Source organism: Acutalibacter sp. 1XD8-33 (assembly GCF_003612555.1).
GTDB lineage: Bacteria > Bacillota > Clostridia > Oscillospirales > Acutalibacteraceae > Acutalibacter.
In genome coordinates this window covers 24,453-38,819 of sequence record NZ_RAZF01000028.1, presented here as the reverse complement: position 1 = coordinate 38,819, position 14,367 = coordinate 24,453, and the positions used below count along the sequence as shown (strand labels likewise).

The following is a 14,367-nucleotide window of genomic DNA, read 5'->3' as shown; positions in this document are numbered from 1 at the left end:
CGCGCTCGCTTTTGCTCTATTTTCAAATCTCTTTTCCTTTTCCTCTTTTCCTCATTTTTCAGTAAACCCTAGTTAGTCTTATTTTTGTTTCTTACCGATTATTTGCTCCTCTTTGAATTTTGGTGAAGCCCCCAGCACTGATGTTGTGCTGGGGGCTTGAAATTTAGTGAATAAATTGGTATAATTGCAATAGAAAAATGGGAGGCCTAGCACAGGAATATATATAGTTGCATCCCATCTTCCCAAATGCGGGGGTGCATATCTTGTATGCGCAAAAAATAATTGACACTAGAATGTGTCACGGCATAATGGAGGGTAAAGATGGATTCTAAGTGGGATGTGATATCACTTATTGGTAGTGGCTGTCAGCTCAACAAGCGCGTCAATGATATGGGCTCTGGTAATCTCGTAGATAAAATGACTAATGTAGCCAATGAATGGTTTAAGCATGATTTTACTACAAGGGCCGCAAAACGCTATCCACCAAGACCAGCACTTATAAATGCTCCCACTGGCTCAGGAAAAAGTACATTTGTGTTGGAGCATCTGTCTAGAATTATCGCGAGAAATGGAGGAAGAATTCTTCTTCTCACAAATAGAAGCGGACTCTGTTTGCAACAGCGAACTATGGGAAACAGGTTAAGCCCTATGCCTACAATGGGTACAAGTTCACTTCGCAACTACCCTGTTTGGAATAATGTTGACATTATAACTTATCAAGAAGCTATGTCATACATAAAGCATGATTGGTATGGCACCATTAGATATGTTCAAGCGGTGATATGCGATGAGGCCCATTTTTTCTGTTCCGATTCCACCTATAATTCACATACAAGCGAGATTCTTAAAGCACTGATTTCGTGTTTCTTTTGGACAACTCGGATTTACATGACAGCTACGCCGGATAGTGTAGAACCTGTTCTTTTGCTCGAAGAAAAAATTGCTTTGGATAATTATTGCAACGGAACCATACAGATTGAAGATGCTAATAAGCAAAGGGTAGAGGAAAATCAAAAAGCTGAAATGGACGATGCCCTCAAAAAGGGAGAGAATGTTACGGAACTAAAGGACAGACATGAACGTGAAATGATAAGGCTTAATCAGAAGCGCGAGGATACGAAGCAGTGGTGTAATACAGTGTCCCAGAGGCACTATCTGCAAGTATATAAGTTTTCTACGAATTATGATTATGTACGCCTGCACTTTTTCCGCGAGTGGCAAAATATTGTGAATGCAATAAACGATGCTTCATCTTCTGACAAATGGCTGATTTTTGTCCGCACTAAGAAACAAGGCGAAGAATTGAAATCTATTCTTGGAAAGTGCGCTCAATTTGTCCATGCAGATATAAAAGGAAATGACAGGCAATCCTTACAAGACATGATGCGCAGAGAACGGTTCGAGAATCGCGTGCTTATTTCAACAACGATACTCTACAATGGCATCAATTTTCATGATGATGAGCTAAAACACATTGTGGTCGATTCGGTGGATAAGTCAGAGGTTATACAAATGCTAGGAAGGAAACGCATAAAGGAAGGAGATGTTGTGAATTTGTATGTGCTGGTTCCTGATGTTGAAGAGCTGAACAAACGTAAAGGTTTGACAAAGAATAACCTGGATTTAGCCCATCAATTTCATAATGACCCTCATCGGTTTTTCCGTGACCATTGGGAGAGCGGGAATATTGACGAGGAGTTCCAGAAACTTTTTGGCGTTCCAAGTTACTTGAGTAGGAATTCTATTGATATGAGCTTGTATGCGCCATATCAATTGTCTATAGAAGAAGGTTTTTATGAGACAGCAATCGATAATATTCTAAAAGGAAATCATCTTTTTGAAAAGAGTATTTGTGCTTGGTTCGATTTAGACTATAGCCCCGATATGAAGTTTGATGATTCTTTGGAAGATGTTATTGACCGCACTACGCCCAAAGTTAGGAGCTGTTTTGAAAAATACCTAGAGATGTCTCCGTTCTCCCGGGAGGCAGGGATGGAGCTATGGAATATGCTATTAAATCTCTTGGATGAAGAACATAATGTATTTGGCATTAAAATGAAAAATCAACAGGAAAGTGGCCGCTGGAAAGCAGATATAAACCGAGTTAGCGATTACTTCGACTTGCCATATTCTTGTGATTCTGCTGGAAACAAACTCTTGAAGATTACTCACAAGAAGGATGAGAAGAGTGAAGCAGGGATAAGCGAAACATTTGTGGAAGAATCTTCTGGAGATATGTCTGAATAGACTGGCTCTAATATCAGCTGAATGCACTTCTAAAATAGCTATTATAGTACAAAGATAAACACAATTAAACCTATCCAATAAAGAACCGCTTTTCACCAACATTTCAGGCACATATTATAACCCTGAAACCGAAAAGCAGTTTCAAATCCAATTGGAAAGGGTTGAGCCAGATGTCAAAAATCAGAGCAAACAAAGAGGGAAACATCCGTCAAAGGCCCGACGGCCGCTGGGAGGTCCGTGTGACGGTTGGAATCGACTACGCGACCGGGAAGCCAAAGAGGGTTTCCCGCTACACAGATACCCAGGAGGAAGCCGTTAAGCTGCTCCATGAGCTGTCCGTCCTGCGGGATTCAGCTCCAAATGCGTTCAGCAGCATCACTCTTGGCGAGTGGCTGGATATGTGCCTTGAGGTCTACATGAAGCGCTCCTTGAAGCAATCTACCTATATCAGCTATGAGGGGTACATACGAATCCATTTAAAGCCCAGCTTGGGCGGCTTGCAGCTCCGGGACGTCACGCCTCGGTTGTTGCAGGAATTCTACAATTACAAAGCCGAGGCAGAGGGCCTTGCGCCAAAAACGATTGTGAATCTCAATCTGTTTTTGCACAAGGCCTTTTCCTTTGCAGTCAACGAGGGATACATCCCCAGCAATCCGGCCTCCGCCATCAACCTGCCGCAGGGAGACAAGCCTCAAATCGAAATACTGACCAGGGACGAACAGGTACGGCTCATCAAGGCCAGCTACCAGCACCGCTACGGCGTTTTTATCCGTCTGGTGCTCTTTACCGGCCTACGCATTGGAGAGGTGCTGGGGTTGCGCTGGGAAGATTTAGACGTGCAAGCAGGGTTATTGCACATACGCAGGACACTGAACCGCTTGAAGAAGCGTGGTGCAGTCCCGCCAGGGGAGAGCAAGACCGAAATCGTGATACAGAGCCCCAAATCCCAGAATTCTATCCGCTCCATTCCGATTCTTCCCGCTGTTATGCAAGACCTGATGAACTGGAAAGCAGTCCAACAGAGCGATCGCCAAGCGGCGGGCGAGAACTACGTCGACAGTGGCATGATTGTCACCAATCCCCTGGGAGGTTACATGGAGCCTCGAACTTTTAAGGACCAGTACAACCAAATCCTCAACTTGGCTGGCCTCAGGCACTTCACGCTTCATGCCCTGAGACATACCTTCGCCTCCCGAGCTATGGAGCAGGGCATGGACGCAAAAACTCTGTCGGTCATTCTAGGCCACGCCTCCGTATCATTCACTATGGACACCTATGCCCATGTGCTGACCAGCCACAAAGTTGAGAGCATGGCGCTGATGGAGGAACTATTCGACATGGGCCAAGCTCCGGCGCAGGCGATTTCCTATCCAGTTATCGCAACGCCACTGGCAACAGGAGGATTCTTGTTTACCGCACCGGACTTTCCACAGGTGCAGTTTACTGGTGCGGACCTGTACCAGAGCCTACAGGAAATGAAGGAGCGGCTGCAAGAGGAACTGCTGATAAACCTATGTCCGCCTGAACCAACCCCAGCCCATATGCTGGTCTTGGATGCAGGGCAACTGCTCCTGCAAATCCCGGTCTAAAGGCTAAATTCAACTCGAATTCAACTGTAAAGGTATATGGTTTACAGTTTTAGGGGTAAAAATGGGGTCAAAACTAGTATGCAAACAACCTGAAAACACAAGATATGGCCCAGAACTTAGTGTTCTGGGCCATATGTGTGGTTGCGGGGGTAGGATTTGAACCTACGACCTTCGGGTTATGAGCCCGACGAGCTACCGAGCTGCTCCACCCCGCGTTATTTGAATCGTTCTTCATTAGTGCTTATTTAGTATACTACACATGGGAAAGAATTGCAAGAGTTTTTTTTGAAAAACCTGAAAATTTTTTCAGGCCAAGAGTTTTTTGAAAGCCTCTTTCCATCGTGAGCAATATGTGGTATACTATAAATTACTATGTGGTGTTTTCCATGTTGCGCTTTCAACACAATAGAGTGATTGCTTTTACAACGATTTAGGAGGAGAATGATATGGTGGAAGAATATACCCTGCCATTGTCAAAAATAATAGAAAATCAGGGGCTCACCCCGCTCTATTTGCCTCGGGATCCCAGCCTGATCCCCGTTCGCTCCCGGGATGTGACCAGGCCTGGTCTGGAGCTGAACGGCTTCTATGAATATTTTGATACCGACCGTATCGCGATTCTGGGCCGTTCGGAAATGGGGCTGCTCAACCGTTTTGGGGAGGAGCCCCGAACCGAGGCGATTGAGCGCTATTTTGCCCTGCATCCGGTGGCGGTTATCCTGGCCCGGGGCATTCAGCCTTGGGACATGATGCTGGCGGCTGCAGAAAAATACGAAATCCCCTTGCTATTATCCCAAGATACCACCTCTAGTGCACTGGCCAGTCTGGTTGCCTATCTTAATGTGGAGCTGGCGCCCAGAATTACCCGCCATGGCGTGTTTATGGAGGTGTATGGAGAGGGGATCCTTCTGGTGGGGGACAGCGGCGTGGGAAAGTCAGAGGCGGCCATTGAGCTGATCAAACGGGGACACAGGCTGATTGCCGACGACGCTGTAGAGATCCGCCGGGTTTCCAGTATTTCCCTGGTGGGCCAGGCCCCGGAAAATATCCGCCACTTCATTGAGCTGCGAGGTATTGGGGTCATTAACGCGCAGCGCATTTTTGGCACCGGCGCGGTGAAGCCTACGCAGAAAATTGAGCTCTGCATCAAGCTGGAGCCTTGGGACGCCGCCAAAGTATACGACCGTATGGGGATCGAAAACGCGTTTACTGAGATATTGGGAATCCGCATTCCGGTGATTACAATTCCGGTGAAACCCGGGCGGAATCTGGCGGTGATTATTGAAGTCGCGGCCATGAACAACCGGCAGAAGGAGATGGGCTATAATGCCGCCCAGGAACTGCTGGCAAACATGGGCGTGGATATGGATGGAATGGAGTCCAGCGAGATAAAAATGGACCTGGATATTTAGAAGCTGTACCAATAGGCGTTTGCATTCCCCTTTCCGGCAAATTCAGCCGGGGAGTGGCGTTGTGAGAACTTGTCAATCGCCAGATTGCTTCTCCCCACTGAATTTGCTCGAAAATCGTATACTTTTTGAGAGTAATACTGTGTGGCCTCCGCCGCCACAGATCGGCGGCTCCGGCGGGAGGGGCTTCGCCCCCTCCACCCCCACCGCCTTTAAAAAGGCGGGCGAAACTTTTATCCTGGACGGCTTCGACCGGTCCAGCTGGTCAAAGCTTGGCAACACCCAGTTTACAGTTGGTCAGGGGTCTGGGGGCGCTGGTCCCCAGTGGGAACCGTCAAGCGCCGACCGAACCGGCAGGTGAGACTCCCCAGTTGCCAGAGGCAAAAACACTCTCTCAAAAGTATAGTTAACGCAGTTCAAAAGAGGTAGAATCACCTCTTTTGAACCAGGTGGGGAGGTCACAGCCTCTTGAGCCGCCCAGCTTGAAAATCGGTATATACCGATTTTCAAGTGTGTTTACTATAACACAAATCCTATTGGTACAGCTTCTTAGCTTTCGCTTGAACCGCAGGTAGAATAGGGCAGTCTTATGAGAGCATATGCTTTGACGTGAACTTTTGAGAATGGCAGGAGGGAGGCCGCATGATAATGGATGATATTGCGTTTGACCAGGAGATGGACCGCCTATGCTGTGAGAATTTGGCGGAGGAACCGTTGGCTCCCCATACGACGTTTAAGATCGGTGGACCGGCCCACCGGTTTGTCATTGTGAAAACCACCTCTCAGTTGGCCGGTGTGCTGAAAGAACTGGAGCGCCAGGGGATTCCCAGAATTATCATTGGAAAGGGCTCTGACCTGCTGATAAGCGACCGGGGGTTTTCCGGAGCCGCCGTGTGCCTGGGGGGAGAATTTCAAGAGATCGCTTTGCGGCCCGACCAGGTGTCCGTCCGGGCGGGAGCAGCTGCGCCGCTGGCTTCGGTATGCGCGTTTGCCAGAGACCATGGGCTCTCCGGATTGGAATTTGCCTGGGGGATTCCTGGTTCCGTAGGAGGAGCCGTCTATATGAATGCCGGGGCCTACGGGGGCGAGATGAAAGATGTGATTGTCAGAACAGAGCATTGGGATTCCCAAGGGCATCCCGGAACCTATGGGGCGGCGGAGTTGGATTTTTCTTACCGTCACAGCAGATACACCGAATCCGGCCAGGTGATTGCCTTTGGCGAGTTCCGGCTTATCCCGGGGGATCCCCGGGAGATCGGCGCAAAGATGGAAGAACTGATGGCCCGGCGGAAGGAAAAACAGCCCTATGACATGCCCAGCGCGGGCAGCGTGTTCAAGCGGCCGAAAACCGGCTATGCCGCCGCGCTGATCGACCAATGCGGGCTAAAGGGGCGCAGCGTGGGCGGGGCTCAGGTTAGCGAAAAGCACGCGGGCTTTATTGTAAACACAGGCGGGGCTACCTGCCGGGATGTGACAGAGCTGATGGAGCTGGTCCGGGAAACCGTGTGGAAGCAGACCGGTGTGGAGCTGGAACCGGAAGTGCGGATCATCGGGGACCGGTAAAACAGGGAGGAGCAAGGCGGTTAAAATGGAATTTGTGGTAGTAACGGGACTTTCCGGGGCGGGTAAAACCCAGGCGATGCACTCCATGGAGGATATCGGATTTTTCTGCGTGGATAATCTGCCGCCGGCGCTGATTCCGGTTTTCTATGACCTGTGCGCAAAATCGGAGGACACGATGAGCCGCGTGGCGGTGGTGACGGATACCCGTGGCGGAGAGCTGTTCAAGTCTTTCTTTACGGCAATGGAAGCGTTGAAGATGGAGGGAAAGCCCTATAAGATCCTGTTTTTGGACGCTTCCGATGAGGTTCTGGTCCGGCGCTTCAAGGAGACCCGCCGCAGACACCCCCTTTCCGACGGCCTGGGAGGCTCTTTGGAGCAAGCGGTCCGCCTGGAGCGGGATATGCTGGCCCCCATGCGGGAGGGCTCCCATTTTGTCATGGACACCTCTGGGTTCTCTCCCGCTCAGCTGAAGGGCCGGATTGCGGAGCTCTTTCTCACCACAGCCAGCGACTCGCTGACGGTACACTGCATCAGCTTCGGCTTTAAGTTCGGCATCCCCATGGAGGCCGACCTGGTGATGGATGTGCGCTGCCTGCCCAATCCTTTTTACGATGAACAGCTGCGGCCCAAAACCGGACTGGACCCGGATGTGCGAGACTATGTGATGGAAAACGACGAGACCCGGGGTTTTGTCTCCCGGTACACCAGCCTGCTGGACTACCTGCTGCCCCTCTATGAAAAGGAGGGGAAGAGTCAGCTGGTGGTGGCGGTGGGCTGTACAGGCGGGCACCACCGGTCCGTGGCCCTGGCCCAGTTTACCTGCGGCTATCTGGGGGCAAAGGGAGTCAAGGCCAGCGTGACCCATCGGGATATTCAGAAATATTGAGCCCTTGCGAAAATTTTTTGGGTATTCATGGACCTTCGGGGGCAAAGAAGCGGTTTTGCCTGCCGGCTCGGTCAGCTCGCGACCTGTCTACCACTGGCAGACACTCACCCCCAAACCCCACCATGGGGCCGAAACTTGACAAAGCCAAGTTTTCCACCCCTGGACCGCGCAATTTTGTTCAGCGCCGTCTATTTCATCAGGAATTTATTGAGGAGTCTATGTGATGTACTGCATTCTGGTCGGCGGCATGCCCGCTGCGGGAAAGTCCCACATGGCCCGGGTCCTTTCTGAGCGTCTGGGCCTGCCCGTGTTCTCCAAGGACGAGATCAAGGAGCGCCTTTACGATACCATCGGCTTTCGCAGCCGGGCGGAAAAGGTGACGCTGGGCGTGGGGGCCATGGAGGCTATGTGTTACGCCGCGGGGCAGGTGATGGCTCGGGGCGGTTCGGTGATTCTGGAAAACAATTTCGAGAGGGATTCTGTCCCCGGCGTGAGGCGGTTGCTGGAGCGGTACGGCTGCAAGCCCTTCACCCTGCTGCTTACCGGGGATTATGAGGTCATATACCAGCGGTTCCTGCGGCGGGATCAGTCGCCCCAGCGCCATCGGGGTCATGTGGTGAATACCCAATATCCGGAGCCCGCCGGGGAAGAAGCGGTATACCAGCCCATGAGCTTCCGGCGGTTTGTGGAGGGCTTCACCGCCCGGGGAATGGTGGATTTTGATGTGGGAGGCCCGCGCCTTGTGGTGGACACCACTGATTTCTCCCAGGTGGACTACGAGGGGATCGCGGCCCAGGTGAGGCAGCTTTTGGATCGGGAAACGCGTGATAGGGAAAGGTTCGGATAGGGAATGTCGTTTACGGCGGATATCAAAACGGAGCTTTGCAAAATACAGATCAAGCGGGACTGTTGCCTGCGGGCGGAATGCTATGGCGCTTGGCTTTTCTCCAAGTGCTTTACCATCAAGGAGGCGGCCTTTACCACAGAGAGTGGCCCAGCCGCCCGGCGGATGCTGGAGCTGGCGGCGTCCGGGCCTGGGGTCTCGGCTCAGCTAAGCTATGCGGTGAGCCGGAGACGCCGCCCCGCGTACCGGGTGAGCCTGCCCGAGGAGCAGGAGCGGGTCCGGCTGGTAGAAGCCTTCGGGCACACGGGCCGGGAGCCCAGCCTGCGCATCAACCGAGCGGTGCTGGAGGGAGACTGCTGCCAGACGGCCTTTCTGCGGGGAATCTTTCTGGCCTGCGGGAACGTGACGGACCCCAACAAGGGCTACCATCTGGAATTCGCCGCACCCTATAAAAATTTGGCGGGAGATCTATACACCCTGCTGGGGGAGGCGGAGGCTTTCTCCAGCAACCCGGCGGTGGTGCGCCGCCCGGGGGGCTACGGGGTGTACCTGAAGGACAGCGGCCAGATCGAGAATCTGCTCACTTATCTGGGGGCCACGGGGGCCTCCATGGAGCTGATGCAGGTGAAGATGTACAAGGAGGCCCGGAACAACATCAACCGCAAGACCAATTTCGAGACCGCCAATATGGACAAGACCTACTCGGCCTCCGCCCGGCAGATCGCGGCCATCGCGGCCATCAGCGACTGCCGAGGGCTGGAGAGCCTTCCGGACGGCCTGCGGGAGCTGGCGGTCCTGCGCCTGAACAACCCGGATCTCACCCTGCGGGAGCTGGGCCAGCGGCTGGGGATCAGCCGCAGCGGGGTGAACCACCGGCTGCAAAAGCTGCTGGAGATGGGGGAGGCCATTATCGAAGAAAAGGGCATCGATGGAATTATGTAACTTGCACAAATGGCATTTTTTTGAGAGTGTTGATGGCCCCCGGCGGGGAGGGGCTTTGCCCCCTCCACCCCCACCACCTTTGAAAAGGTGGACGAAACTTTTACCCTGGTTAGCTTTATCGCACTCAGCTGACCAGTGTAAAAGTTTTGCTCGAGCTTTTTCAAAAGCTCGCAGGGTGTGGGACAGAGTCCCACGGTCTTGCCGGAATGCGCGAGAGTTCGCTTGCGAACTCTTCTGTGCGCATGAAGGCCACTCCGTATTACTCCATAATGGTATGGAAACTTTAGCGCGGGAGAAGAGGAGGTGGGACGATGGCGTTCGCGCATCTGCACGTGCACACGGAATACAGTCTGCTGGACGGGGCCTGCCGGATCGAGCGCCTGCTGGACCGGGCCCAGGAGATGGGCCACAAGGCCGTGGCGATTACGGACCACGGGAACATGTACGGCGTCATCGACTTCTACAAGGCGGCGAAAAAGCGGGGGATCAAGCCCATCATCGGCTGCGAGGTCTACGTGGCCAAGCGCACCCGCTTTGACAAGGTCCACGAGTTCGACAGCGAAAACCGCCATCTGGTGCTCCTCTGCGAGAACGAGACCGGCTACCGCAACCTGACCGCCATGGTCTCCCTGGGCTGGACCGAGGGCTTCTACAACCGCCCCCGCATCGACTTCCAGCTGATGGAGCAGTACCACGAGGGGCTGATCGCCCTGTCCGCCTGCGTCTCCGGGGAAATTCCCAGGGCCCTGCTCCGGGGGGACTATCAGGGGGCAAAGGAGGCCGCCCTGCGCTACCGGGAGATCTTCGGCTCGGAGAATTTTTTCCTGGAGCTTCAGGACCACGGCCTCAGTGACGAACATTATGTAAACCCCAGCATCATCAAGCTGTCCCAGGAGACTGGCATCCCCCTGGTGGTCACCAACGACTGTCACTATATTGACGCGGAGGACCGGGAGATGCACCGGGTGCTGATGTGCATCCAGACCGGGCGCACAGTGGAGGAGGAGGGGCTGGACTTCGGCTCCGGCGAGCTCTATTACAAGTCGGAGGAGGAGATGCGGGGGCTGTTCCCAGAGCTGCCAGAGGCGGCGGACAACACCGTGAAGATCGCGGAGCGCTGCCAGGTGGAGTTCGAGTTTGGCAAGACTAAGCTGCCCCACTTCGACACCCCGGACGGCTCCCCCAACCAGGAATTTTTCCTGCGCTTGTGCTGGGACGGCCTCCGCGCCCGGTACGGGGACGACCCAGGCCAGGACTTGAAAGACCGCCTCCAGTACGAGATCGACACCATCACCCAGATGGGTTATGTTAACTACTACCTGATCGTCTGGGACTTCATCCGCTACGCCAAAAGCGTGGACATTCCCGTGGGGCCGGGGCGGGGCTCCGGGGCGGGGAGCTTGGCCGCCTACTGCATCGGGATCACCAATGTAGACCCCATCCGGTACAACCTGATTTTCGAGCGCTTTCTGAACCCGGAGCGGGTGAGTATGCCGGACTTTGACATCGACTTCAGCGACGAGCGCCGGGACGAGATCATCGGCTATGTGTTGGACAAGTACGGCGCGGACCATGTGGCCCAGATCGTCACCTTCGGCACCATGGCCGCTCGGGGGGCTATCCGGGACGTGGGCCGGGCTATGGCGGTGCCCTACGGCAAGGTGGATCAGGTGGCCAAGCTGGTGCCCATGGAGCCGGGCATGACTCTGGAGAAAGCCTTGAAGCAGTCCAAAGACTTCCGGGAGCGCTGCCAGAGCGACGCCCAGGTGAAGGCCCTGGTGGATATGGCGATGAAGGTGGAGGGGATGCCCCGGCACACCAGCACCCACGCGGCGGGGGTGCTGATCACCGACCGGCCCGTGATGGAGTACGTGCCCCTGGCGAAAAATGACGACGTGGTGGTCACCCAGTTCACCATGACGGCCATCGAGGAGCTGGGCCTGCTGAAAATGGATTTTCTTGGCCTTCGAAACCTTTCCGTCATTGACAACGCCCAGAAGCTCATCCGCCAGAACGAGCCCGCCTTTTCCATGGACGCCATCCCCCACGACGACAAGGCTACTTTTAACATGCTGGCGGGGGGCAATACCGTGGGGGTGTTCCAGTTTGAATCCGCCGGCATGACCCGGCTGCTGGTCCAGTCTCAGGCCACGGGCATTGAGGACCTCATCGCCATTATTTCCCTTTACCGGCCGGGGCCCATGCAGTTCATCCCCACGTATTTGGAAAACTGTAAAAACCCCGCCAAGGTGAAGTACCAGCACGAACGGCTGCGGCCCATCCTGGACGTAACCTTCGGGTGCATCATCTACCAGGAGCAGGTGATGCAGATCTTCCGGGAGTTGGCGGGGTACTCCCTGGGCCGGGCGGATATTGTGCGCCGGGCCATGTCCAAAAAAAAGCACGACGTGTTGGAGCGGGAGCGGAAGATCTTTATCGAGGGCCAGCGGCGAGAGGACGGCACCTGGGAGGTGGAGGGCTGCCTGAACCGGGGGGTGGGCCGGGCCACGGCGGAGAAGCTCTTCCAGGAGATCCAGGACTTCGCCTCCTATGCCTTCAATAAATCCCACGCGGCGGCCTATGCCGTAGTAGCATACCAGACCGCCTACCTGAAATGCCACTACCCCCAGGAGTACATGGCGGCGCTGCTGTCCAGCGTGCTGGGGTGGACCGGCAAGGTGGCGGAGTATATTGAGGAGTGCAAGCGCCTGGGCCTGGAAGTGCTGCCCCCCCATGTGAACTATAGCGGCACGGGCTTCACGGTGGACGGGCAGCGGATCCGCTTCGGTCTGGCGGCGGTGAAGAATCTGGGAAAGGGCGTCATCGCCCGGATGGTCCAGGAGCGCCGGGGGGGAGGTCCCTACACTTCTTTCTACAATTTCTGTAAACGAATGGCCGGTAAGGAGATGAACCGCCGGGCGATTGAGAGCCTGGTGAAGTGCGGCGCTCTGGACGGCCTTGGCAACAACCGCCGGGAGATGCTGCTGGGGCTGGAGCCTGTGCTGAACGGCTTAGAGGAGGATAAGCGCCGGAACATTGAGGGGCAGGTGGGCTTTTTCGACTCTCCCCAGGCTCCCGGCGGCGAGATCTCCCTGCCACACGCGGAGGATTTTTCTCCCGAGGACAAGCTGGCCCAGGAAAAAGAGGTAACAGGCATGTACCTCACCGGACACCCTATGGCGGGCTACGCCTCTTTTTACGCCTCGGGGCGGTATGCCAAAACAGGAGAGATCCTCCAGAGCGCGGAAAATGGGGAGGGGGGGAAGTACCAAGACGGACAGAGGGTGGCTCTTTTGGGAATTGTCACCTCTGTGCGGCGGAAGGATACCAAGTCCGGGTCCACCATGGCGTTTGTCACATTGGAAGATATGTATGGGACCATGACCGCGCTGGTGTTCCCCCGGGTTTTGGAGGAGTTCGGGAATCTGATATTTGAGGGGGCTGTTGTGGAGGCCGGCGGACGGCTGAGCTTTCAGGAGGAAAAAGAGCCTGAATTGCTGTGCGATACCTTTTCTTTGCCGCCAAAGGCCGGGGAAATGGCAAGCAGTGTTCGGCCGGGACTGTATCTGCGCGTTGACTCCATGGAGGATCCCCACTATCAGAAAGCCATGCAGTATGTGGCAATCTTTGACGGCGGGCACAACGACCTGTATATCTTTTTTAAGGATCAGAACAAGCTGCTGAAGGCCCCCGCAAAATATCGGGTGGAGGTCAGCGACCAGCTGCTGAAGGCCCTTTTGCGGCTTCTGGGGGAGGGGAACTGCCGCTTTGTAGGACAGCGGGGCCAGTAAAGTCCGGAAAACAAAGGGAACGGCAGCCTTGGAAGGCGTAAAATCTTTTCAAACCCCCTTGATAATTCCCGGAGATTTGGTATAATTAGGGTACAGACCAGTACGAAAGTTGGAGGTAGCAAAAGATGGGAGCTAAAACAATTGCAGTATTGACCAGCGGGGGCGACGCTCCTGGCATGAACGCGGCTGTAAGGGCGGTGGTGCGCAGCGCGATTTCCTTTGGTATGAAGGTTTACGGCGTCATGCGCGGGTATAACGGCCTTTTGAACGGCGACGTGAAGGAGATGGTGATGCGCAGCGTGTCCGACATCATCCAGCATGGCGGCACGGCTCTGTTTACTGCCCGCAGCCCGGAATTTAACACGCCGGAAGGCGTTAAGAAAGCGGCGGATTTCTGCCGTTCCAAGGGGATCGACGGCGTGGTGGTGATTGGCGGCGATGGTTCCTTCCGGGGAGCCAGAGACCTCTGCGCGGAGGGTATCTCCTGTATCGGCGTGCCGGGCACCATTGACAATGACATTGCCTGTACGGATTATACCATTGGCTATGATACCGCTTTAAATACCGCCATGGAAATGATTGACCGGATCCGGGACACCACAGAGTCCCATGACCGGTGCAGCGTGGTGGAGGTAATGGGCCGCCGTTGCGGCGACATCGCCCTGCATACCAGCATTGCCGTTGGCGCTATGGCGACTTTGGTTCCGGAAGTGCCCTATGATTTCCAGCGGGATATTGTGGACCGGATGAAGGCCGCCCAGCGCACCGGCAAGCGGCATTACATCATTGTGGTGGCCGAGGGTGTGGGTCATACCCAGGAGCTCACAGAACGGATCCAGGCCGCCACCGGCATTGAGAGCCGGGCCACGGTTCTGGGCCATGTGCAGCGGGGCGGTTCCCCCAGTCTGCGGGACCGGGTGGTGGCCAGCCGGATGGGCTATCACGCCGTAGAGCTGCTGTACAACGGCGCTTCCAACCGGGTGGTTGCCCTGAAGGGCGAGCAGGTGGTAGACTTCGACATCACCGAGGCCCTGAACATGCCCCGCATCTTTGACGAGAACCTATACCGGGTTTCTGCCCGGCTGTCTATTTAAGG

General features: G+C 54.7%; 9 protein-coding genes and 1 tRNA gene. 9 read left to right on the top strand and 1 reads right to left on the bottom strand.

The window, feature by feature from the left end; genetic code table 11:
* The first annotated feature begins 321 nt into the window (after positions 1-321).
* Entirely contained in the window at positions 322-2,247 is a 1,926-nt protein-coding gene (locus D7X94_RS14300; protein ID WP_120428343.1) for a DEAD/DEAH box helicase family protein, read from the top strand.
* Between the two features lie 170 nt (positions 2,248-2,417).
* The gene (locus D7X94_RS14295) at positions 2,418-3,836 is read left to right on the top strand and encodes a tyrosine-type recombinase/integrase (RefSeq protein WP_120428342.1); all 1,419 of its coding nucleotides are present in this window, start codon (positions 2,418-2,420) and stop codon (positions 3,834-3,836) included.
* A 138-nt stretch (positions 3,837-3,974) separates the two neighbouring features.
* On the opposite strand, the gene D7X94_RS14290 is transcribed toward D7X94_RS14295, so the two are convergent.
* Positions 3,975-4,051, bottom strand: a tRNA-Met gene (locus D7X94_RS14290).
* Between the two features lie 231 nt (positions 4,052-4,282).
* Between D7X94_RS14290 and hprK the strand changes: the two genes are divergently transcribed.
* The 7 genes from hprK to pfkA all read left to right on the top strand — a co-directional run bounded on the left by hprK (position 4,283) and on the right by pfkA (position 14,365).
* Positions 4,283-5,248 (top strand): HPr(Ser) kinase/phosphatase, encoded by a 966-nt coding sequence (gene hprK, locus D7X94_RS14285; RefSeq protein ID WP_120428341.1) that lies wholly within the window; start codon positions 4,283-4,285, stop codon positions 5,246-5,248.
* Between the two features lie 639 nt (positions 5,249-5,887).
* A complete protein-coding gene (gene murB / locus D7X94_RS14280) occupies positions 5,888-6,808 on the top strand; it encodes a UDP-N-acetylmuramate dehydrogenase (protein WP_243111329.1) in 921 nt (306 codons plus the stop codon).
* A gap of 25 nt (positions 6,809-6,833) precedes the next feature.
* The gene (gene rapZ / locus D7X94_RS14275) at positions 6,834-7,694 is read left to right on the top strand and encodes an RNase adapter RapZ (RefSeq protein WP_120428340.1); all 861 of its coding nucleotides are present in this window, start codon (positions 6,834-6,836) and stop codon (positions 7,692-7,694) included.
* Between the two features lie 223 nt (positions 7,695-7,917).
* The gene (locus D7X94_RS14270; RefSeq protein WP_120428339.1) at positions 7,918-8,541 is read left to right on the top strand and encodes an AAA family ATPase; all 624 of its coding nucleotides are present in this window, start codon (positions 7,918-7,920) and stop codon (positions 8,539-8,541) included.
* A gap of 3 nt (positions 8,542-8,544) precedes the next feature.
* Positions 8,545-9,480: a DNA-binding protein WhiA gene (gene whiA, locus D7X94_RS14265; protein WP_120428338.1), complete on the top strand. Its 936-nt coding sequence runs from the start codon at positions 8,545-8,547 to the stop codon at positions 9,478-9,480.
* Positions 9,481-9,791: 311 nt separating this feature from the next.
* Positions 9,792-13,271 carry a DNA polymerase III subunit alpha gene (locus tag D7X94_RS14260; RefSeq protein ID WP_120428337.1) on the top strand — a complete coding sequence of 1,160 codons (3,480 nt, stop codon included), beginning with the start codon at positions 9,792-9,794 and terminating at the stop codon, positions 13,269-13,271.
* 125 nt (positions 13,272-13,396) lie between these two features.
* Entirely contained in the window at positions 13,397-14,365 is a 969-nt protein-coding gene (gene pfkA / locus D7X94_RS14255) for a 6-phosphofructokinase (protein ID WP_120428336.1), read from the top strand.
* The last annotated feature ends 2 nt before the right edge of the window (positions 14,366-14,367 follow it).